Origin of the sequence: Anaerozeibacter quisquiliarum (assembly GCF_051162045.1) — a bacterium.
GTDB lineage: Bacteria > Bacillota > Clostridia > Christensenellales > Aristaeellaceae > Anaerozeibacter > Anaerozeibacter quisquiliarum.
The window spans coordinates 79,075-99,878 of sequence record NZ_JBISDI010000007.1 but is presented as its reverse complement, the minus strand read 5'-3'; the positions used below and the strand labels follow the sequence as shown (position 1 = coordinate 99,878).

At 65.9% G+C, this 20,804-nt stretch carries 19 protein-coding genes and 1 other RNA gene; all 20 read left to right on the top strand.

Features of this window, described 5'->3' with window-relative positions:
- Window positions 1-92 precede the first annotated feature (92 nt).
- The 20 genes from ACH6CV_RS04660 to ACH6CV_RS04565 all read left to right on the top strand — a co-directional run bounded on the left by ACH6CV_RS04660 (window position 93) and on the right by ACH6CV_RS04565 (window position 20,803).
- A complete protein-coding gene (locus ACH6CV_RS04660; protein WP_456357002.1) occupies window positions 93-665 on the top strand; it encodes a Maf family protein in 573 nt (190 codons plus the stop codon).
- Window positions 662-1,771 carry a rod shape-determining protein gene (locus ACH6CV_RS04655; RefSeq protein WP_456357001.1) on the top strand — a complete coding sequence of 370 codons (1,110 nt, stop codon included), beginning with the start codon at window positions 662-664 and terminating at the stop codon, window positions 1,769-1,771. The genes ACH6CV_RS04660 and ACH6CV_RS04655 overlap by 4 nt, the downstream gene beginning before the upstream one ends.
- 15 nt (window positions 1,772-1,786) lie before the next feature.
- Entirely contained in the window at window positions 1,787-2,917 is a 1,131-nt protein-coding gene (gene mreC, locus ACH6CV_RS04650; RefSeq protein ID WP_456357000.1) for a rod shape-determining protein MreC, read from the top strand.
- A 13-nt stretch (window positions 2,918-2,930) separates the two neighbouring features.
- On the top strand, window positions 2,931-3,422 hold the full coding sequence (locus ACH6CV_RS04645; protein ID WP_456356999.1) for a hypothetical protein: 492 nt from the start codon (window positions 2,931-2,933) through the stop codon (window positions 3,420-3,422).
- A gap of 89 nt (window positions 3,423-3,511) precedes the next feature.
- Window positions 3,512-5,983: a penicillin-binding transpeptidase domain-containing protein gene (locus ACH6CV_RS04640; RefSeq protein ID WP_456356998.1), complete on the top strand. Its 2,472-nt coding sequence runs from the start codon at window positions 3,512-3,514 to the stop codon at window positions 5,981-5,983.
- A 177-nt stretch (window positions 5,984-6,160) separates the two neighbouring features.
- Entirely contained in the window at window positions 6,161-6,946 is a 786-nt protein-coding gene (minD, locus tag ACH6CV_RS04635; RefSeq protein WP_456356997.1) for a septum site-determining protein MinD, read from the top strand.
- A gap of 13 nt (window positions 6,947-6,959) precedes the next feature.
- Window positions 6,960-8,255: an FtsW/RodA/SpoVE family cell cycle protein gene (locus tag ACH6CV_RS04630; RefSeq protein ID WP_456356996.1), complete on the top strand. Its 1,296-nt coding sequence runs from the start codon at window positions 6,960-6,962 to the stop codon at window positions 8,253-8,255.
- Window positions 8,256-8,293: 38 nt separating this feature from the next.
- Complete coding sequence (locus ACH6CV_RS04625) at window positions 8,294-9,229, top strand: 1-phosphofructokinase family hexose kinase (RefSeq protein WP_456356995.1); 936 nt, start codon at window positions 8,294-8,296, stop codon at window positions 9,227-9,229.
- Window positions 9,181-10,440, top strand: coding sequence for a homoserine dehydrogenase (locus ACH6CV_RS04620; protein ID WP_456356994.1), 1,260 nt, complete (start codon window positions 9,181-9,183; stop codon window positions 10,438-10,440). Before ACH6CV_RS04625 ends, ACH6CV_RS04620 begins: the two co-directional genes overlap by 49 nt.
- Window positions 10,441-10,493: 53 nt before the next feature.
- Window positions 10,494-11,048, top strand: a complete 555-nt coding sequence (locus ACH6CV_RS04615; protein WP_456356993.1) for a hypothetical protein — start codon at window positions 10,494-10,496, stop codon at window positions 11,046-11,048.
- A 63-nt stretch (window positions 11,049-11,111) separates the two neighbouring features.
- Window positions 11,112-12,617, top strand: a complete 1,506-nt coding sequence (locus tag ACH6CV_RS04610; RefSeq protein ID WP_456356992.1) for a peptidylprolyl isomerase — start codon at window positions 11,112-11,114, stop codon at window positions 12,615-12,617.
- 372 nt (window positions 12,618-12,989) lie between these two features.
- Entirely contained in the window at window positions 12,990-14,726 is a 1,737-nt protein-coding gene (gene dnaG / locus ACH6CV_RS04605) for a DNA primase (RefSeq protein ID WP_456356991.1), read from the top strand.
- A gap of 41 nt (window positions 14,727-14,767) precedes the next feature.
- The gene (gene rpoD / locus ACH6CV_RS04600; RefSeq protein WP_456357026.1) at window positions 14,768-15,844 is read left to right on the top strand and encodes an RNA polymerase sigma factor RpoD; all 1,077 of its coding nucleotides are present in this window, start codon (window positions 14,768-14,770) and stop codon (window positions 15,842-15,844) included.
- Window positions 15,845-16,130: 286 nt separating this feature from the next.
- Entirely contained in the window at window positions 16,131-16,811 is a 681-nt protein-coding gene (locus tag ACH6CV_RS04595; RefSeq protein ID WP_456356990.1) for a tRNA (adenine(22)-N(1))-methyltransferase, read from the top strand.
- Window positions 16,796-17,551, top strand: coding sequence for a Nif3-like dinuclear metal center hexameric protein (locus tag ACH6CV_RS04590; RefSeq protein ID WP_456356989.1), 756 nt, complete (start codon window positions 16,796-16,798; stop codon window positions 17,549-17,551). Before ACH6CV_RS04595 ends, ACH6CV_RS04590 begins: the two co-directional genes overlap by 16 nt.
- A gap of 21 nt (window positions 17,552-17,572) precedes the next feature.
- A complete protein-coding gene (locus tag ACH6CV_RS04585) occupies window positions 17,573-18,292 on the top strand; it encodes a zinc ribbon domain-containing protein (RefSeq protein WP_456356988.1) in 720 nt (239 codons plus the stop codon).
- A 37-nt stretch (window positions 18,293-18,329) separates the two neighbouring features.
- Window positions 18,330-18,672: RNase P RNA component class A (rnpB, locus tag ACH6CV_RS04580), an RNA gene on the top strand.
- Between the two features lie 53 nt (window positions 18,673-18,725).
- Entirely contained in the window at window positions 18,726-19,568 is an 843-nt protein-coding gene (locus ACH6CV_RS04575) for an L-ribulose-5-phosphate 3-epimerase (RefSeq protein WP_456356987.1), read from the top strand.
- A gap of 115 nt (window positions 19,569-19,683) precedes the next feature.
- The gene (locus tag ACH6CV_RS04570; protein ID WP_456356986.1) at window positions 19,684-20,247 is read left to right on the top strand and encodes a uracil-DNA glycosylase; all 564 of its coding nucleotides are present in this window, start codon (window positions 19,684-19,686) and stop codon (window positions 20,245-20,247) included.
- Complete coding sequence (locus ACH6CV_RS04565; RefSeq protein ID WP_456356985.1) at window positions 20,234-20,803, top strand: uracil-DNA glycosylase; 570 nt, start codon at window positions 20,234-20,236, stop codon at window positions 20,801-20,803. Before ACH6CV_RS04570 ends, ACH6CV_RS04565 begins: the two co-directional genes overlap by 14 nt.
- The last annotated feature ends 1 nt before the right edge of the window (window position 20,804 follow it).

Sequence of the window (20,804 nt, the reverse complement as noted above, 5' to 3'; positions counted from 1 at the left end):
GGCAATGCGGGCAGTGGGCGCGCGCGAGGTTTGCAGATCGCGGTTTCTGTGCTATAATGTTAAACGCCTATATGGAGACCGGAGGGAAGCGCTTGCGTCAAACGATTGTGCTGGCCTCGTCGTCGCCCCGGCGGCGGGCGCTGCTTGAACAGATGGGCATCCCCTTTATCACGCGCGTTCAGTCAGCCGACGAGCACACGGACGAGCCGCCCGAGCGGGCCGTCGGCGTGCTGGCCGAGCGCAAGGCGCGCGCGGCCGCCGAGGGGCTCGCAAGCGCCTTGGTGCTCGGGGCCGACACGCTGGTGGCGCTCGATGGGCGCGCGCTCGGCAAGCCCCTGGACGCACGCGAAGCGCGCGAGATGCTCGGGAAGCTGTCGGGGCGCGCGCACGACGTATACACAGGGGTGTGCCTGTTCGACGCCGCGACCGGGCGGACGGCGGTTCATGTCGAGCGCACCGGGGTGACGTTCCGCGCGCTGACCGAGGCGGAAATCGCCGCCTATGTCGATGGCGGCGAGCCGATGGACAAGGCGGGCGCCTACGCCATCCAAGGCGGGGCGGGAGCGTTCGTGTCGGCGATCGAGGGCTCGTACAGCAATGTGATGGGGCTGCCGGTCGAGGCGCTTGCACAAATGATGGCCGATTGGGAGGCGAAGGCGCAGTGAGCTTTTTTTCGGGGGACGGCATCGCGATCGACCTGGGCAGCGCCAACACCACGATCTACCTTGAGAACCAGGGCATCGTGCTGCGCGAGCCGACGAGTGTGCTGGTGATGGCCGACGACCCCGCGCAGGTGTACGCGGTGGGCGGCGACGCCTACGCGATGGGCGGGCGCGGCCAGGGCAGGTTCGAGCGGCTGTCGCCGGTGATGGACGGCGCGGTCACCGACGCCGACATGGCGGCGCTGCTCATGGTGTCGCTGGCCGAGCGGGCGACCGGGCGTAGGAAGCCGATGGAGAAGGCGCAGCTGCTGGTCAGCATGTCGCAGGGGCTGACCAAGGTGGAGAAGGCGGCGCTCATCCAGGCGGTGCGCATGACCGGCGCGAAGCGCGCGGTCTTGGTCAAGACGCCGGTCGCGGCGGCGTTGGGCGCGGGGCTCAAGGTGGACGATACGCGCGCTCTGATGATCGTGGTGCTGGGCGGCGGCACGACCGAGATTGCCGTGATCGCGAGCGGCGCGATCGCGGCCGCACGCTCGATGCGCACGGGGACTCTGTCGATGGACGAGGCCATCGCGCGCCACATCCGGCGCGAGAAGGGCGTCGTCATCGGCCTGACCACGGCCGAGGACCTCAAGTGCGACATCGGCTCGGCCGAGCTGCCCGAGGAAGAGGCCGAGGGCGCGCAGGACGGGGCCGACGACAAGGACGGCAAAGAAGAAGACAAAATGGAAGCGCCGGACGAGGGCGAGAAGGTGCTGCTCAAGGGCCGCGACGCCAAGACCGGCCAGCCGACTACCGTGGAGATCACGCCGCGCGACATTGCGCTGGGACTCGAGGGCAGCATTGCGTTGCTGGTGGACGCGCTGCGCGACGCGCTGTCGCGCGTGCCGCCGGAGCTGGCCGCCGACATCCTGGACGCGGGCATCTGCCTGTCGGGCGGCGGCGCGCTGCTTAAAGGGTTGGCCCCGAGGTTGGCGGCCGAGACCGCTGTGCCGGTGTCGGTGGGCGAGCACCCGCACGAGGATGTAATTCTGGGCCTCGGCACGCTGGCCGCCGACGAGCGGCTGCTGAAGCTGCTGCTCATGACCGGCGCGGCCGAGGAACTGTAAGGAGTAGAGAACCGCATGGCGTTTGGCAAGAAGCCCAAGAGACCCGAGCCTGCCCTCCGGCGCGGCGCGCAGAAAAAGCGCGGCGCGTGGGGGCGCGTGATGTTTGCGATTTTGGTAACGCTGGCGATCGTCGCGCTCGCGTTTTTCCTGGTGGTGCGCGACGCCGAGCGGCTGAGCGTGGTAGAAAACGCGGTGGGCTCGGTGCTCTCGCCGATCCAGAACGCGGTGTCCTCCGCCACCCGCTACGTGCGTGGCCTGATCGACGGCGCGCGCAGCTACGCGCAGATGGAGAGCGACCTGGCCTACGAGCGCCAGAAAAGCGCGCTGCTCGAGCTGCAGTTGTCCAAGTACGAGGCCTACGCGATCGAGAACGGGCGGCTGCGCGACCTGCTGGACGTCAAGGAGCGCCTGGACGACATGCAGCCGCTGTTCGCCGGCGTGATCGCCAAGGGCCCGGGCACCTATATGGAGACCTTCACGATCAACCGCGGCACGAACGACGGCGTCGCGGTGGGCATGCCGGTGGCCACCGGCGCGGGGCTGGCCGGCCGGGTGATCGAGGTGGGGCTCAACTACGCCAAGGTACTGTCGGTGATCGACCCGCGCTCGAGCATCGGCGCGATGGTCGAGCGAACCCGCGACCAGGGCCAAATCTGGGGCCGGACCGACGCCTCCACGGATCGGGCCGAGTGCCACATGTACTACGTGCCCTCGGTCAACGACATCATACCGGGCGACGTGGTGCTGACCGGCGGCGAGGGCTCGCTGCTGCCCAAGGGGCTGGTGGTGGGTACGGTCGCGTCGGTGTCGCGCCAGAGCGACCTGGCCGACCGCTACATCGTGGTGCAGCCCGCGGTCGATTTTCTGCACATCGAAGAGGTGATGGTGCTGCGCACGACGGTCGAGCGTGACGATCAGCCGCTTCAACCGCTGATGACGCCCACGCCCCAGCCGACTGAGGCGCCCACGCCCACACCCCGGCCCGAAGAGGTCCGGCAAGGCGAGGATGAGGACCAGCCGTCCTACTGGAGCTATCCCACGCCCCGGCCGCCCGAGGGCGCGCAGATGACCCCCGCCCCCTCGCCTACGCCCGCGCCCCAGGCGGACCTGGGCGATCTGTCGCCTGAGGATCGATGGGCAAGATAGGGGAGGGGATCAAATGAGGCGCATTTGGCCGCTGGTGCTCACGGTGCTGGCGCTGCTCATCGATACGTCGGTCGTGCCGATGCTGACCGACCACTGGGCGGTGCCGCTCATGCTGCCGACCACGGTGAGCGTGCTGGGGTTGCTGCTCGGGCGCACCAACGGCATGCTGTACGGCATGATCGGCGGGCTGTTGATGGATATCACCGCATCCTACCCGCTTGGGCTGATGACCGGGCTGCTGATCGCGACCGGCTACCTGTCGGGCCTGGCCGGACGAAGGTTTCAGCGCTACCTGCTGACGGCGGTGTTCGCGCCGATCGTATGCTTTGCGCTGTACGAGAGCGTGCTCGCCCTCTACGCGCTGCTCGCGGGGCAGGTGCTCGGCACGACGGCGCTGCGCGGCGCGCTCGCGCGGATCGCGGTGCAGACGCTGCTTGCGCAATTCCTCTACTTATTGTATAATCGGATGCTCAAACCCAGCTGGTCGCGCTACGCGGCCCGCTGACGCGGGCATCCGGTTCCGGAGGGCCGGGCGGCTTTACCGATCTTAACGTGACTGGTACCTGAGGGGGGTGCCACGAGGGAGGTGTTACCATGCGACCCAAACGCGCGCGCTACGTGGTGCTGGCGCTCATCATCATCGGGATCTTCTCGGTCATCGCACTCAAGATGTACGACCTGCAAATTCTGGCCTATGAGGACTATCAGCAGGCGGCCAGCACGAAGACCACGCGCACGATCACGCTGACCGGCAGGCGCGGCACGATCTACGACGCCAACATGATCCCGTTGGCCTACGACAAGCCCGCGTTCGACGTGCAGTTCTACCGCGATCCCTCGTTAACCGGAGACGACGACCGCGCCGCCTACACCCAGTCGATCATCGACACCATCGCGCTGATTGAGCGCAGCGGCAAACGCACCGTGATCGAGTTCTGGCTCAAGAAGGGCGAGGACGGAACATGGCGCTTCGACACCGGCACCGACAATCCGGCGGTGGCCGCCAAGCGCGAAAAGCAGTGGCGGCAGAACTTCTACCTCGAAAACGTGTCGGAGGCGGAGCTGTTCGACCGCCTGTGCGCAAACTACAAGATTCCGGCAAGCCTGGACGACGATATGAAGGTCAAGGTGCTGTCGGTCTGGCAGCTGTCGCGCATGTACAACTTCCTGTCCATGCCGGTCGTGATCGCCAAGGACGTGGGCTTTGACACCGTCAGCGAGCTTGAGACCCGCTCGCTTGAGCTGATCGGCATGAGCATCAAGCAGAGCTCGGTGCGCGTCTACCCGAAGGGGCAGACCGCCGCCCATGTGGTGGGCTATATCTCGAAGATTTCGGGTGAGGAAACCCTCGCCAATTATAAAGAAAAGGGCTACAGCAACGACGCCACCATGGGTCAAACGGGCATCGAGTATTCGATGGAGGATCAGCTCACGCCCTACATGGAGTACAGGAAGGGCCAGCGGGTGGTGGAGATCAACAACCGCGGCAAGATCATCCGCGAGATCAGCTATCAGGCCCCGATCGACGGCAACTCGATCGTGCTGACGATCGATTCAAGGCTGCAGCAGGTGACCGAGGCCGCGCTTTACAAGGCGATCGAGGGCATCAACAGGATCCAGGCGGACATGATGAACGACTCCAGATGGCGCAGCGACAACCAGGAGGAACTGCTGCGCTACGAGTCGATCGGCAAGAAAGTGGAGACCGCCACCAGCGGCGCGATCGTGGTCATGGCCCCCGATTCCGGCCGCATCATGGCCATGGCCAGCCACCCCACGATCGACCTTAGCCGATTCACCGGCGGCCAAGTAGCGCCCGAGTACTGGAACGAGCTGGTTAAGAACCCCGACAATCCGCTGTACAACCGCGCCATCTCAGCGCGCGACACGCCCGGCTCCTGCTTCAAGATGGTCACCGCGTTGGCCGCGCTGGTCGAGGGCAAGCTGACGCTCGACGAAAAGATCACCGACAAAAGCCCGTTCACCTTGACCGACGACAAGTCGCACCAACCCAGCTGCTGGATCAGCAAGGCCAACCGCTACAAGCACGCCGACCAGACGGTGGTCGAGGGCATCAAGAACTCGTGCAACTACTTCTTCTTCACGGTGGGGCTGCGCTTGGGCGTGGACAACATCGTCAAGTGGGCCGCCAAGCTGGGGCTGACCTCGCGCACCGGCATCGAACTGCCCAACGAGTCGACCAGCTTCGTGGGCGACCAGTCGAAGCTGTACGACCCGGACCGCCCGATCGACGGGCAATACACCGGCAAGCCCTACTTCGCCGCGCGGGCGATCAAGAACCGGCTGCGCGCGGCGGGCGAGGATCGCGGCATCGAGTACGACGAGGACCGGCTGAACAAGGCGACCAAGATGATCCTGGACGTCGCGAGCGACGAGGGCAACAAGTCCACCTGGCTGCGCAAGATCCAGAAGGTGCTGCTCGAGGAAATGAACCTCCCCGCCGACTACATCCGCCGGCATACGATGGTTTCCGAATTTGTCACCTACATCAACGACCTGCGCTGGACGCCCAACGAGACCATCATGGAGGCGATCGGCCAGTCGATCACCCAGATCACCCCGGTCGCGGCCGCGCGCTACGTGGCGGCCGTCTGCAACGGCGGCACGGTCTACGACGCGCAGGTCATCGACAAGATCGTATCGCCCACCGGCAAGGTGGTACTGGAAAAGCAGCCGGTCGTCGCCAACTACATCAGCGGCGCCGACGCCTACCTGGCCGCCATTCAGGAGGGCATGGAGGACGTGACCTCGACCGAAAACGACGGCACCGCGGCGGCCGTGTTCAAGGGCTCCCATGTCAAGATCGCGGCCAAGACCGGCACCGCGCAGCGCAGTAAGATCGACGTCGAAAACAACGCGTGGCTGGTGGCCTACGGCGATTATGAGGCCGAGCGGCCCACGATCGTGGTGGTCGTCTACATCCAGAACGGCCTCGGCGGCGCGAGGGCGGGCAAGGCCGCCCGGGAGATCATCGAGTACTATATCGAGGATCAGAAAAAGACCGACTCGCTGACGGTGCCCGCGCCCAACGCGATCGCCAAGTAGGTCACGCGGGTCCGGCTGCGAACCGGTTCCGGGCCGGGGCGGCCAAGCCCGCCCTTTGCCGGAATCCATCCGCACCGGCAAAGCCGGCGGAAATGATTGGACATGGAGGGCCCCGGCCCGGCAATCCCCCGGGGGTTTTCCCCCCAGGCGATTGCCCTGCAAAGTAGGAGTGTTACGATGAGCGAAGTGATCCTGATCACATCGGGCAAGGGCGGCGTGGGCAAGTCCACGCTGGCGGCCGCGCTCGGCCGTGCGCTGGCCGCGCGAAGGCGGCGCACGGTGCTGATCGACATGGACATGGGCCTCAGGAGCCTGGACATGATGCTGGGGCTCGAGCACAAGGTGGTGTACGACCTGGCCGACGTGGCCGAGGGCATGTGCCGGGTCAGGCAGGCGCTGGTCAAGTCCCCGCAAATGGAGGATCTGTGGCTGCTGAGCGCCGCTCAGACGCGCGGGGGCGACGCGCTGACGCCGCGGGGGATGGAGCTGGTGGTGCTTCAGCTGCGCGACCGGTTCGACATGATCCTGATCGACAGCCCGGCGGGCGTGGGGCGCGGGTTCCACAACGCCGCCGGCTGCGCGGATCGCGCGCTGATCGTCGCCACGCCCGACCCGATCGCGCTGCGCGACGCCGAGCGGGTCGTGGGGCTGCTCGAGCGCCGGGGCGTGCGCGCGGACGGCGTGATCCTGAACCGGATGCTGCCGCGCGACATGGAGGATGCGGATGTCGGCCCGCGCGCGTTTGAGGAGCGGCTGCGTCTGCCGATCATAGGGCTGGTGCCCGAGGAGCCACGCCTCAAGCGGAGGCTTGATGTTCATACGAACGCCGATCCGGGCTTGCCGCCGGCAAGCCGGGCAGCGGATCTCATCGCGCGAAGGGTGCTGGGCGAAGCGGTCGCCCTCGAACCGGTTGTGCGGCCGACGCTGCTTCAGCGGCTATACCTCGCGCTGAAGGATCAATAATCAAGGAGGAATCATGCAAAGAACCGCTGAGAGGCCGAAGTCCCCGGCTTCATCGGGGGCCATGCGCCGTCAGTATGAGCGCACGCTGCGTTTCATCGAGCGCAACAAATTCACCCCGTCGCTGATGCATCATTTCGATTGGGGCCTGTTCCTGCTGGTGCTGTCGATCGCGCTGTTCGGGGTGCTGGCCATCTTCTGCGCCACGGCTACGCCGCTGATCTCGGGCAACGTGGGCCGGTTGAGCTTTCTGGAACTGCTGCGCACCCAGCCCACCTACTACGCGCGGCTCCAGCTGATGTGGATCGGCGCGGGGCTGGTCTTCATGGGGCTCATGGTGTTTCTCGACTACGAGCTGTTCGAGCGCCATGCCAACAAGATATATTGGAGCAACATCCTCATGCTCGTGGTGGTGCTGTTCATGGAACGCGGGCGCGGCGGCATGGCCGGCTGGTTCCGCTGGGGCAGCGACATGAACCGTACGATGCAGCCGTCGGAGTTCGGCAAGCTCGCCATCATCATATCGCTGGCGAAGCTGTTCGCCGGGCGGCAGAAGCCCATCACCACCGTGCGGGAGCTGCTGCCGACGCTTGCCTATGTGGGCCTGCCGCTGATCCTGATCGTGCTGCAGCCCGACTATGGCACGGCGATGGTGTACATCGTGATCTTCGGCGTCATGCTGTTTGCGTCCGGCACCGGCTACAAGTTGATTATCGGCATGCTGGCGCTGGCGGTTTTGATGCTGGTGCCGGTCTGGTATATGATGAACATGGCGGAGAACAGCTTTCGGCTGAACCGCATTTTGGTGTTCCTCGACCCCACCCACGACACTGCGGGCGCGGGCATGCAAATGGCCAACGCGCGCATCGCGGTGGGCTCCGGCGGGCTGTTCGGCAAGGGCCTGTTCTCCGAGGGCAGCATCGCCTCGCTTAACTATATCCCCGACGACTACACCGACTTTATCTTTGCGATCGTATGCGAGGCGTTCGGGTTCGTGGGCGCGGGGGTGCTCGTGCTGGCGTTCACGCTGCTGATCCTGCGGCTGATCGTGCTGTCGTCGCAGGCCGCCGACGCATTCGGCAACTACGTCATCATCGGCGTCATGGCGATGCTGCTGTTCCACATCGTCGAAAACGTGGGCATGGTGGTGGGCGTGCTGCCGGTCACCGGCATTCCGCTGCCCTTCATCAGCTACGGCGGCTCGAACCTGCTGACCAACATGATCGGCATGGGCATGGTGCTGGGCATATCGATGCGCTCGAGAGACCGGCGCAAGCGCGGGCAGGCAAAGCGGCGCGTAGCGAAGTTGTAAGGGCGGATATGATCCGCCCGGAAGGACGGAGGGACGGCATGGTCACCACAGTGGGCATCAACCTGAGCGTGGATAGGGGCCTCGTGGTCGAGCGGTTTCAGTACGGCTCGATGAACCGCGTGGCGGGTTCGCGCACGGACGCGGGCGGCAAGGCGGTCAACGTGGCGGTGGTGGCGGCGGGATTGGGTCTCAGGGCGCGCTGCGTCGCGCTGCTGCGCAAGAATAACGGGCGGTTGTTTGAGGACAAGCTGCGCAGGCACGGCGTCGAATCCAAGTGTCTGTGGCTCCCCGGCAGCATACGCACCAACCTCAAGCTGCTGGACGCGGCGCAGGGCGTGGTGACCGAGATCAACGAATCGGGTGAAAAGGTGACCGACGGGCAGCTTAAGGAGATGACCGGGCTGATCCTGCAGGCGTCTACGGACAGCGACTATCTGGTGCTGACCGGTTCGCTGCCGCCCGGCTGCCCCAAGAGCTACTATGCGGGCATCATCCGCTCGCTTAAGGGCGCGCGTTGCCGGTGTGTGCTGGATGCCGAAGGCGAGGCGCTGAAGGCCGGCATCGCCGCCTGCCCCTACCTAATCAAGCCCAACCGGATGGAGCTTGAGATGGAGGTAGGGCATTCGCTCGGCAGCGTCGCGGAGGTGGCGCGCGCGGCGCGCGCGCTCGCCGATCGGGGGATCGCGCGGGTGGCGGTTTCGCTGGGCGCGGAGGGGGCGTTGCTGGCCGACGAAAAATCGGCGTACTTTGCGCCGGGGTTGAGGGTCAAGGCGCTGTCCACCGTGGGCGCGGGCGACTCGATGGTGGCCGGCATGGTGTCGGGTCTCACCGAGGGCCTGCCCACGGACGAGGTGCTGCGGCGCGGCGCGGCCTGCGCCACCGCCAGCGTGCTCGAGGCGGGCACGCGGCTGGCTGATCGGGCAAAATGCGAGGCGGTAATCGAAAGAATTACGGTGGAGAGGGTGCGGGTGTGATGGCAGGGGCGGTAGGCGTTGCGATTGCGGGCTGCGGGGTGGTAGGATCGGGCGTTGCACAGATGTTGACAAGGAACCGCGGGGGGATTTCCCGCGCGGCCGGTCGGGATGTGGCGCTCAAGTACATGGTGGACCTGCGCAAGGTGGAAGTGCCCGAGGGCGTGGCGCTGACGTCCGACTTCGAGCGGGTGCTGGAAGACGGCGACGTGCGCGTGCTGGTCGAGACGATCGGCGGCACGGGGGTGGCCTATGACTGCACCCGGCGCGCGCTCGAGAAGGGCGTGAGCGTTATCACCTCGAACAAGGCGCTCGTGGCGGCGCACGGCGACGAGCTCAAGGGGCTCGCGGCCGAGCATGGCGCGTGGTACCTGTACGAAGCCGCGGTGTGCGGCGGCGTACCGGTGCTGCGCCCGCTGAACACCTGTCTCGCGGGCAACTGCGTCTCGCAGCTGTCGGGCATCGTCAACGGCTCCACCAATTACCTGCTCACCCGCATGGAGTTAAGCGGCCTGGGCTTCCCGGAGGCGCTCGGCGAGGCCAAGGCGCTCGGCTATCTCGAGGCCGACCCCGCCGACGACGTCGAGGGCTACGACGCGCGGCGCAAGCTCGCGATTCTGACGAACGCCGTGTTCGGCAGCCGGCTTAAGGACGATGCGCTGATCCCCACCGAGGGCATCGCGCGGCTGACCGAGCGCGACCTCGTCTGCGCCCGGGCGCTGCACGGCGCGGTCAAGCTGATCGCCCACGCGGAGCGTGCGGGCGAGGGCTGGACCGGCTGGGTGCATCCCACGCTCGTCATGGAGGGCAATATGCTCGCTTCGGTCCGGGGCGTGTTCAACGCGCTGACGGTGACCGGCGACTGCGTGGGCGACGTCACGTTCCACGGGCGCGGCGCGGGCAAGCTGCCCACCGCCAGCGCCGTGATCGGCGACGTGATCGAGGCGGTGCGCTCGGGCTGCACGGCCGCCTCGATCGAGCGCTTTGACAGCGTGCCGGCGTTCGTTTCGCCGGACGAAAAACCGGTCGCGCTGGCGGTGCGCATCGAGGGCGCGCTGCCCGAGGGACTGCCGCCCGCCCTCCGCTCGGTTCAAGTCGACGGCATGACGGCGGTGCTGCTGAAGCCCATCGCCCGGGCCGAGGGCATGAAGCGGGTCGCCGCGCTCCGCGAGAAGGGCGTGCGCGCGGGCATACCGCTGATCGTACTCCAATAAGCTATACCACTTGCAACGCGCCACGTCCGCGTTGCGTCTATGGGGGTGGCGGTATGGCGAACGGCTGCGGCTGTTTGGCGGTCGGCGGCGGACAAGCCGAGGCGCGGCTGCTCGAGCCGCTGGTGGAGGCGCTGCGCTTTCGGGGCTGGGACGCACAGCTGTGCGAGCTTGACGAACCGCGGCGCGGCGCGCCGCTGGACGCGGCGCGGGACGCCTACGTGCGCCTGGCCGAGCGCTGCGGCGGCGCGGCGGTGGTGGGGCTGGGCGCGGGCGCGGCGGTGGCGCTGCTGCTGGCCGAGCAATACCCGGCGGAGACGCTCACGCTGGTCGCGCCCGAGCGGGGCGCGCAGCGCGGCGCGAGGGCGCTTGCGCGGCTGGCCGAGCGCAACCTGTTCGCGGTGGTCGCGCCCACTCTGCTGGTGGCATCGCTGGGCGGGACGTCGGGCGTCAGACGGCTGCTCGGCGGCCTGTCCGCCCGGGAGGCGCACGTGCTGTGGACCTACGGCGATTGCCCGCTCGGCGTGCCGGGCGAGGCGAGCCGACGGGTGATCGAAGCGATTGTGGAGCACATCCGACATGGCTTCGACACAGATTCGCTCGCAAACTGACATGGGTTTGGGTTACGATGCATCCACATCGGTGGATGCACACGAGGAAGGAGAACGGACTTCATGAACAAACAGACGGGAAAGTTGCTGGCGCTCTTGCTGGCGCTTGCGCTGCTGCTCAGCGGCTGCGGCGTCGTCAAGGTGGAGAAGGCGGCGGAGCCGGCAAATACGGCGGCGAATGCGAACGACCCACAGGCGGTGGTCGCCGAATTCAAGGGCGGCCAGGTGCTTAAGGCCACGATCGACGAACGGTTTGCCGACGTGGTGGCGTATTATCAGAGCTTCGGGGACGAGCTCACCGACCCTGAGACCATCAAGTCGATCAAGCAGGATCTGCTCGACATCGAGTGTGAGAAGGCCATTGAGCGCTCCAAGGCGGACGAGTTCAAGCTGACCGTGCTCAGCGACGAGGAAAAGGCCGAGCTGACGCGGGAGGTCACGGCCTCGTTTGAAGAGGCGATCGGCTACTACAAGGCGTACTTTGAGGACGTCAAGACCGACGAGGAGAAGCGACAGGCCGCGATCGACTTCCTGGCCCAGCAGAACTTCACGCTGGACGGCGAGATTGAGTACGCGATCGAGAGCGCCTGGCAGTCGAAGCTCAACGAGCAGGTCACGGGCGGCGTGGTCGCGACGCCCGAGCAGATCAAGGCCGCCTACGACGACATGGTGGCCGCCAACCAAGAGACCTTCTCGGCCAGCCCCTACGACTTTGAGTTCGCGGTGGCCAGCGGCGAGAAGGTGGCCTGGATTCCCGAGGGCTACCGCGCCATCAAGCAGATCCTGCTGCCGTTCACCGAGGATCAAATGATGAAGCTCGGAGACCTGATGGCGGAGATCGACGATATCCAGTACCAGCTCGAGGGCGGCCAGGAGGAGGGCGACCTGCCGCCGGAGGAGGAACTCGAGCACTTCGAGGGCGACGGACACGTGCACACCGGGGACGAGCTCAACCTGCAGTCGGACGGCGCCGCGGAACCGACGGCCGAACCGGCCGCCGAAGCCACCCCCGAGCCGATCGTCGGCGAGCCCGAGCCGGCGGATCTGCCCGACGAGGACTTCGAGGGCGAAGGCGACGCGCCGGTGCTGAGTGAAGCGGAGCTCAAGGCCCAGCAGGCGGAGCTGACCCGCCAACTCGACGCGCTCAAGGCCGAGTACACCTTGGCGCTGAAGCCGAAGGTCGACGAGATCATGCAAAAGATCGCCGCCGGGGCCGATTTCGACCAGCTGATCGAGGAATACGGCGAGGACTACGCCATGACCGCGGAGCCGGGAAAAACGGAGGGCGTCTACCTGTCCGCGCAATCGGAAATGTGGGAGGAGCCGGTCATCCAGGCCGCGATGGCGCTCGAGAAGCCGGGCGACATCTCGCAGCCGGTCGCCGATTCGTCGGGCGTGCACATCGTGCGCTACCTGCGCGACGTGCCGGCCGGCCCGGTGCCGATGGAGCAATTGAAGGACACCATCGAAGAAATCGCGCTGTCGGCCGCCAAGGAAGCCCACTACGAGGAGACGCTCGCCAAGTGGGTGGCGGAGGCCGAGGTTAAGACGTATCCCGAGAGATTGTAGATTGCAGACGGACGACCGAACGGGGCTCAACCCCTCCTCGGAGGGGAATGAGAAGGAACGCACCTGCGACATCATAAACAAACGTCCAAAGCCGCCCGCCGCACGTACGTGCGGCGGGCGCGGTTTTTGGCGCCTCAGGGACTGCGTACATGACCCGATTCGGGTCATGTACGCAGTCTCCAGGTAAAATTTCGATGTTTGCAGGGTTTGCCCGCCCGCGTGTGGTATATAGCAACAGTGCGGAGGACATACGTACGGATGAGATGCGGATGTTTCGTGCGGGAATTTTTGGCCTATGCAGGAAATCCGCCGTCGCGCATCGAATTATCTTGCAAGACGCAAGCGGGGCGGAACGATCGATAGAAGGTGAATATGGCGGCTAGATTGAGCGATGCTTGGCTGGATGAGCTGCGCAGCCGGCTGAACATTGTCGATGTGGTGTCGGAATACGTGCCGCTCAAACAAAAAGGCCGGCGTTATTGGGGGCTGTGTCCCTTTCACAACGAGAAGAGCGCGTCCTTCAGCGTGGACGCCGACGCGCAGATGTTCTACTGCTTCGGCTGTCACAAGGGCGGAACCGCAATCCACTTCGTGATGGAACTGGAGCGGATGGAGTTCATCGACGCGGTCAAGCTGCTCGCGGAGCGGGCGCGGCTTGAGCTGCCCCGCGATCAAGGCGGCGGGAGCGGGGCGTCGCGGACGCTCAAGGAGCGCGTCTACGAGGCCAATCAGTTGGCGGCGCGCTTCTACCACGACGCCATATGGCAAAGCAGCGGAGCGCACGCGCTGGCCTACCTGCACAAGCGGGGCCTGGACGATGCCGACGTGCGCCGCTTCGGGCTCGGCGCGACCGGGGCCAGTTGGGATGCGCTGACCGAGCACCTGATCGCCAAGGGATTCTCCGAGGAAGAGCTGATCCAGGCCGGCTTGACGGTTTCCAAAAACGGCCGGCGCTACGACATGTTTCGAGAACGGGTGATCTTCCCGATCATCAGCGCCCAGAACCGGGTGCTGGGCTTCGGCGGGCGCGCGATGGGCGATGGTACCCCCAAGTACCTGAACACCGCCGATACGCCGGTGTTCAACAAGCGGCAGGGCCTGTACGCCATGAACATGGTGCGCAATGAGCGCGGCCTCAAGCGCCTGGTGCTGGTCGAGGGCTATATGGACGTGGTGTCGCTGCGCGCGCGCGGCGTGGAAGGCGTGGTGGCCACGCTGGGCACGGCGCTCACAAGCGAACAGGCCCGGCTCATCAAGCGCTACGTGCCCGAGGTGTGGGTGGCCTACGACGGGGACGGCGCGGGCCGGCAGGCCATATTGCGCGCGCTGGACATCATCGCGGAACTCGGCGGCATCAAGGCGCGTGTGCTGAATTTCCCAAACGGGCAGGACCCCGACGACTTCGTGCGCGAGCGCGGGCTCGAGGGGTTTCATAGTCTCAAGCCCATGGACCCGATCGACTATCGGATGCAGCGCGCCGCCGACGGGCTGGACCTGTCCACCCAGGAGGGGCGCACCGAGTACGCGATTGTCTGCTGCAATTTGCTGAAGGCGGTGGACAGCCCGGTCGAGCTGGACGGATACCTCGATCGGCTGCGCGTAGAGACCGGGTTTGAAAAGGACGTGCTGATGCGCCAGGTGGGCGCGGCGGTCAGGCAGATCCCGCAGAGCGCCGCGCCGCGCGGCGCGCCGAGGCGGGTTGTTGCAAAGCTGAACGAAGTGGACAAGGCGCAGCACGAGCTGCTGGCCTTGCTCGCGGGGCGGATGATCGAGCCGAGTACGGTGAGCGAGCGCGATTTTGACGACCCGCTGAGCCGAAAGCTGGCGGGGCTGCTGCTGTCGGGCATTCCCCCGGCGGCGGCGCTCGACGCGTTGCCCGAGGAGGAGCGCGCGGCCGCGGCGCAGGCGCTCAGCCTGGAGGTGATGCCCGACGAGCGCAACGCGCTCGACGCGGCGGAGGAGTGCCTTAAGGTCATTCGCCGCGCGCGCATGGAAGACGAACTCGAGCGGCTCACGCAGGAGGTTGCCCTTCCGGGAATCGCGCCCGAGCGCAAAATGGAATTGCTGATGAAAATTACGGAACTGACAAAAGCCAAAGGAATGGCCTGATGACCGGTCGGAGGGAGTGAACCGCTTTGGATAAGGCAAATATGGAGAGCGCGGCGATTCGCGTTCGGGAACTGATCGAGACCGGCAAGACGAAGGGCATGCTTACTTATAAGGAAATCATCGAGCAGCTGGGCGAACTCGAGCTGGACGCCGATCAAATCGACAAGGTGCTCGATACGCTCGACAACATGGGCATCGATGTGGTCAACGAGGAAAAGGTCGCGGTCGAACCCGAGCCCATCGTCGAATTGAATGAAGAGGATCTCGACTTGTCGGTACCCGAGGGCATCTCTATCGACGATCCGGTGCGCATGTACCTCAAAGAAATCGGCAAGGTGCCGCTGCTCACGGCGGAAGAAGAGATCGAGCTCTCCAAGCGCATGGAGCAGGGCGACGAGGTCGCCAAACACCGGCTGAGCGAAGCCAATCTGCGGCTGGTGGTGTCGATCGCCAAGCGCTACGTGGGGCGCGGCATGCTGTTCCTGGACCTGATCCAGGAAGGCAACCTGGGGCTCATCAAGGCGGTCGAAAAATACGACTACCGCAAGGGCTTCAAATTCTCGACCTACGCGACCTGGTGGATCCGCCAGGCGATCACCCGCGCCATCGCCGACCAGGCGCGCACGATTCGCATCCCGGTGCACATGGTCGAGACCATCAACAAGCTGATCCGCGTGTCCCGGCAACTGCTGCAGGAGCTGGGCCGCGAGCCCACGCCTGAGGAGATCGCCGAGGAGATGGGCATCAGCGAGGACAAGGTGCGCGAGATCATCAAGATCGCGCAGGAGCCTGTGTCGCTCGAAACCCCGATCGGCGAAGAGGAAGACAGCCACCTGGGCGACTTTATCCCCGACGACGACGCCCCCGCGCCCGCCGAGGCCGCCGCGTTCACGCTGCTCAAGGAGCAGCTGATGAGCGTACTGTCCACGCTGACGCCGCGCGAGGAGAAGGTGCTTAAGCTGCGCTTCGGGCTCGAAGACGGGCGCGCGCGCACGCTCGAGGAAGTGGGCAAGTACTTCAAGGTGACCCGCGAGCGCATCCGCCAAATCGAGGCCAAGGCGCTGCGCAAGCTGCGCCACCCGAGCCGGTCGCGGAAACTGAAGGATTCATTGGATTAATCCCCGCTGACGCGGGGGCTCGAAATCCTTCCGCCCGCTGCGCGGACTGCCGGTCGGGAATCTTTCGAGCCGATGAACGGGGCCGCCTGCCTGAAAATCCCGTGAGATTTTCCGGGCGGCAGTCGGACGGGTAGGGATTTTGAGTCGGCCCCGCTGCGGCCCTCTCTTGGTCAAAATCCCATTCACGCCCTTCGCACACGCCGGCGGGCGCGCTTCCGGGAGGACTGCGGCCCTCCCAGACCCTCCCATGGGGGGCGCGCACAAAAGTGAAAGACGGAGTGTCTACATGCGCACCTATACGCTGGACGCGCGGCTTCAAGCCATTGAAGCGATGATCCCGCGCTGCGACCTGGTCGCCGACATCGGCTGCGACCACGGCCGGTTGGGCGCAAAGCTGCTGCTCGACGGGCGCGCGCGGCGGGTGGCGTTCGCGGACATCAGCGCGCCTTCGCTCGACAAGGCGCGCGCCTTAACAGGGCGGCTGGGCCTTGAGGCCCAAGCGGCGTTCTTTGCGGGCGACGGCGCGCTTGCGCTTCGTGAGACGCCCGATTGCGCCGTGATCGCCGGCATGGGCGGCGAGACGATCGCGGGCATCGTCGAGGCGGGCCGGGCCGTGCTCCGGGACGCGCTCGTGGTCATGCAGCCGAATGTGGCGCAGTACGAACTGCGGCTGCGGCTGATGCGCCTGGGCTATCGAATCGAGGACGAGAAGGCGGTGCGCGCCGGGCGTTGGTACACCGTGATCGCGGCGCGTCCGGGCGCGGCTGCGTACGACGAACGGGAACTGATGATCGGGCCGGTGCTGCTGAAAAAACGCGGCGAGGCGCTTCGGGGCTACGCCGCCTTTCGCGCGCACGTGGCCGAAAAAGCACTGCTGGGCGCGCGAGAGGGGGGAGACCCCGCCGCCGGGCTGCTTGCGCGGGAATACGACATGTGGAAGGAGATCGAGCGATGGCCGCTACCGTAGGACAGATATACCAGGCGATCGATCGGATCGCGCCGTTTGAGACCCAGCAGGGCTGGGATAACGCGGGACTGCTGGCCGGGCACCCGAACCGCCGGGTCGAACGCGTGCTGGCCGCGCTCGACCTGACGCCCGGCGTGATCGACGAGGCCGCGCGCATGGACGCCGAGCTGATTATAACCCACCATCCGGTGATGTTTCACGGCCGCAAGCACCTGCGCGAGGACGACCCCGAGGGCGCGTTGCTGTGCGCGCTGGTGCGCTCGGGCCGGTCGCTGATTGCGGCGCACACCAACTTCGACGTGGCTGCGGGCGGCGTGAACGACGCGCTGGCGGCGGCGCTCAGGCTATCCGAGGTCGAGGAACTGCCCGAGGGGCTGCGCATCGGCCGTTGGGGCAAGACGCTTGCCGAGCTGTGCGAGGCCGCGGGCGCGGCGTTGCACGCAGTCGTGCGCCCCTACGACCGGGGTTACCGGCGGCTCGACAAGGTGGCGGTGTGCGGCGGCGCGGGCGGCGGATTTTGGAAGATCGCGCGCGACGCGGGCGCGGACGCGCTGCTCACGGGCGAGGTGCGCCATGCCGACGCGCTGGCGGCGTCGCAGTGGGGGCTGGCGCTCGTCGAGGCCGGCCACCGCGCGACCGAACAGCCGTCGGTAAAAGCTATGCGAATCGCTTTACAAACCGCGCTCGATGCGCTACAATATAGTGTAATGGTCTTTGAAAGCGAGAGCGAGCCGTTTTAACAGGAACCAAGGAGGATTATCGTGCAATTGGATTTGCTTTGGAAGTTCATGCAGCTGGACATGGAGGCCGACAAATTTGAAGCCGACATGCGTCAGGCGCCCAACAGGCAGAAACTGCTCAGGCAGAGGGCGTTCTTGGTCGACCAGCAAAGCAACATGAAGAAGATCGAGGCCGACGTTTTGGCGCAGGCCGACCGACTGGCCGCCATTCAGGACGAGGCCGACCGGCTTTCCGCACTGCTCGAAAAGGAGCGCAAGGCGATCGAGGACGCGCCGCCCACCACGCCCGAGGAGGCGGACAAGGCGCTCACCCAGTTCCAGAAGCTGGTCGATAACCTGTCGCGCTACGAGCAGGAGCTTCAAAAGATCCGAAAGGACGCCGAGACGCGCGACCGCCAGCAGAAGGAGATCCGCGTACGCGCCGCCAAGACCAAGGCGGAGTTCGATCAGTTGATACTCACCTATGACAGCGAATTCAAGAACGACTCGGTGACGCTGAACGCGCTGCGCGAGAAGGCGCAGAAGGAAGGGGCCGCGGTGGAAGAGGCGCTGATGGAGCGCTATAAGGCCATCAAGCAGCACTCCACGCCGCCGATGGCGCTGTTGACCGGCGGGCAGTGCGCCGGCTGCTACATGTCGCTGCCGTCGGTGACGCTCAAAGAGCTTACGACCGGCGAGAAGGTGGTGGAATGCGACAACTGCGGGCGCATTCTGTATGCGCCTGAAGGCGAAGCGATATAGGGAACGATGAAACGCAATTGTTCGTCAAACGGTTTGGTGAGGCTGTTGGACGGCCGCAGGCGCATTTGCGCGTGAGGAAAGTCCGAGCTCCGTAGGGCAGGGTGCCGGGTAACCCCCGGTGGAGGCGACTCCAAGGAAAGTGCAACAGAGATATACCGCCGCGGCTCCGGCCGCGGTAAGGGTGGAAAGGTGAGGTAAGAGCTCACCAGCGGCTTGGCGACTTGTCCGTTCTGTAAACCCCACCTGGTGCAAGATTGATAGGGGAGCATTGTGTGGCGGCCCGTCACGCTCCCGGGTAATCGCTGGAGCCCGCTGGCAACCGCGGGCCTAGATAGATGGTCGTCCGCGACAGAACTCGGCTTATAGACAGCACTCACCATCTTTTTTGGGTCGCCTCACGGCGGCCCCCATTTGTATCGAGGAGGCGGGGCGCATGAAGCGATACCAACTGGGGCTTTATGAGAAGGCGGTGCCCGGAGGTCTCGGCTGGGATAGGCGGCTGGAAGTCGCGAAGCGGGCCGGGTTTGACGCGATGGAGCTGAGCGTGGACGAGACCGACGAGCGCCTCAGCCGGCTCGACTGGTCCGCGCCGGAGCGCAAGGCCCTGCGCGACGAGGCGCAAAATCAGGGCCTGCCCTTTTCGAGCATCTGCCTGAGCGCGCACCGTAGGTATCCGTTGGGTAGCGCCGATCCGGCGACCGAGCGCCGCGGCCTTGAGATCATGCAAAAGGCGCTCGAGCTGGCGGTCGAGCTATCGATTCCGGTGATCCAGCTGGCGGGCTACGACGTGTACTACGAAAAGTCCACGCCCGACACGATCAAACGCTTCGGCGACAATCTCGCGCGCGCGGTCGAGATGGCGGCGTCCTTTGGCGTGCTGCTGGGCTTTGAGACCATGGAGACGCCGTTCATGGACACGGTGGGCAAGGCCATGGCCTATGTGAATGAAGTGAAATCGCCCTACCTGCATGTGTACCCCGACATCGGCAACCTGACCAACGCGTCGCTGCTCTACGGCGAGCCGGTGACGGACGACCTGCGCAGGGGCGCGGGGCACCTGATCGCCGCCCACATCAAGGAGACCGTGCCCGGCAAGTATCGCGAAATCCCCTTCGGCACCGGCCATGTGGATTTCGCCGCCGCGATCGGCGCCGCCTGGTCGCTGGGCGTACGCCGCTTCGTCACCGAGCTGTGGTACGTGGGCCAGCCGGACTGGCGCAGGGACATCGAGTTCGCCTGTCGGCTGGCGCGCAGGCATCTGGACGCGCAGGGGTGATCGCTCTTCGATTGGAGGCGGCCCTGTTGCCGTACCACGCCTGCAGCGCGGGCATCGACCCCACATAATTTGCGCATGTCTTGCGTCATACTAGTCTTTCGGAAGGAGGCGCGCCATGGGATGGATGGAGCTGTTTGAGGAGATCGCCGCCTGCGCGCGCTGCCCGCTCAGCGCCGGGCGCACCTGGACGGTGCCCGGCGAGGGCGACCCGGACGCGCGGCTGATGCTGGTCGGCGAGGGGCCGGGCGCGGAGGAGGACAGGCTGGGCCGTCCGTTCGTGGGCGCGTCGGGCCAACTGCTGACGGCGCTGCTCGAGGAGATCGGGCTCAGCCGCCGCCAGGTGTACATCGCCAACATCGTTAAATGCCGTCCGCCCGGCAACCGGACGCCCGCGCCTGATGAGGCCGAGCAGTGCATGCCCTATCTGCGCGCGCAGTTCGCGCTGGTCAAGCCTCGGGCGCTGGTGCTGCTGGGCGGCACCGCGGCCAAGTATGTGCTGGGCGAGGACGTTCGCATCCGGCGCGACCACGGGCGCTGGTCCGAGCGGCGCGGCCTGTGGATGATGCCCACCTACCACCCCTCGGCCATGCTGCGCGATGTCCGGCAAAAGCGCGAGGCGTATAGGGATTTTCAGTCGATCGCACAGAAATTGCGGGAGCTTGAAGATGCGAAAGTTTAACCGTGAAATGGGCGAATTCTTCGACCGCCTGTACGAGGACGGCCGGGTGCTGGTCTACGGTGAGGGCCGCAAAGGCGCGCGGGTGATGCTGGTCGGCGAAGCGCCGGGCGAGCAGGAGACGCTTCAAGGCCGCCCGTTCGTGGGCAAGGCCGGCAAGAACCTGGACCGACTGCTTGAGCTGACCGGATTTGATCGGGGCGCGCTCTACATCACCAATGTCGTCAAGTTCCGAACCACCCGCCGCTCCGAGGCCGGGCGGCTTTCCAATCGCGCGCCCACGCGCGAGGAGGTCGAGCTGTCCCTGCCCTGGCTCAAGCGCGAGATCGAGCTCGTCGATCCGGCCTGCGTGGTGACGATGGGCAACACGGCGCTCAGGGCGCTCGCCGGGCGCAAGGCGCTGATCGGCGAGGCGCACGGCAGGTTTGCCCGAATCGACGGGCGTACGCTGTTTCCGATCTACCACCCGGCATCGCTGATCTACAACCGCGCGCTGGCCCCGGTGTACGAGCGCGACCTGCGGCTGCTGGCCGACTGGCGCGCGGCACAACAACCCTAAG

What these genes read in the sequence shown, in the direction of transcription:
- ACH6CV_RS04610 (WP_456356992.1), top strand. Translation starts at nt 11,112, where the DNA reads ATGAACAAACAGACGGGAAAGTTGCTGGCGCTCTTGCTGGCGCTTGCG.
- ACH6CV_RS04630 (WP_456356996.1), top strand. Translation starts at nt 6,960, where the DNA reads ATGCAAAGAACCGCTGAGAGGCCGAAGTCCCCGGCTTCATCGGGGGCC.
- ACH6CV_RS04615 (WP_456356993.1), top strand. Translation starts at nt 10,494, where the DNA reads ATGGCGAACGGCTGCGGCTGTTTGGCGGTCGGCGGCGGACAAGCCGAG.
- minD (WP_456356997.1), top strand. Translation starts at nt 6,161, where the DNA reads ATGAGCGAAGTGATCCTGATCACATCGGGCAAGGGCGGCGTGGGCAAG.
- rpoD (WP_456357026.1), top strand. Translation starts at nt 14,768, where the DNA reads ATGGAGAGCGCGGCGATTCGCGTTCGGGAACTGATCGAGACCGGCAAG.
- ACH6CV_RS04575 (WP_456356987.1), top strand. Translation starts at nt 18,726, where the DNA reads ATGAAGCGATACCAACTGGGGCTTTATGAGAAGGCGGTGCCCGGAGGT.
- ACH6CV_RS04595 (WP_456356990.1), top strand. Translation starts at nt 16,131, where the DNA reads ATGCGCACCTATACGCTGGACGCGCGGCTTCAAGCCATTGAAGCGATG.
- ACH6CV_RS04565 (WP_456356985.1), top strand. Translation starts at nt 20,234, where the DNA reads ATGCGAAAGTTTAACCGTGAAATGGGCGAATTCTTCGACCGCCTGTAC.
- mreC (WP_456357000.1), top strand. Translation starts at nt 1,787, where the DNA reads ATGGCGTTTGGCAAGAAGCCCAAGAGACCCGAGCCTGCCCTCCGGCGC.
- ACH6CV_RS04645 (WP_456356999.1), top strand. Translation starts at nt 2,931, where the DNA reads ATGAGGCGCATTTGGCCGCTGGTGCTCACGGTGCTGGCGCTGCTCATC.
- ACH6CV_RS04620 (WP_456356994.1), top strand. Translation starts at nt 9,181, where the DNA reads ATGCGAGGCGGTAATCGAAAGAATTACGGTGGAGAGGGTGCGGGTGTG.
- dnaG (WP_456356991.1), top strand. Translation starts at nt 12,990, where the DNA reads ATGGCGGCTAGATTGAGCGATGCTTGGCTGGATGAGCTGCGCAGCCGG.
- ACH6CV_RS04590 (WP_456356989.1), top strand. Translation starts at nt 16,796, where the DNA reads ATGGCCGCTACCGTAGGACAGATATACCAGGCGATCGATCGGATCGCG.
- ACH6CV_RS04625 (WP_456356995.1), top strand. Translation starts at nt 8,294, where the DNA reads ATGGTCACCACAGTGGGCATCAACCTGAGCGTGGATAGGGGCCTCGTG.
- ACH6CV_RS04640 (WP_456356998.1), top strand. Translation starts at nt 3,512, where the DNA reads ATGCGACCCAAACGCGCGCGCTACGTGGTGCTGGCGCTCATCATCATC.
- ACH6CV_RS04570 (WP_456356986.1), top strand. Translation starts at nt 19,684, where the DNA reads ATGGGATGGATGGAGCTGTTTGAGGAGATCGCCGCCTGCGCGCGCTGC.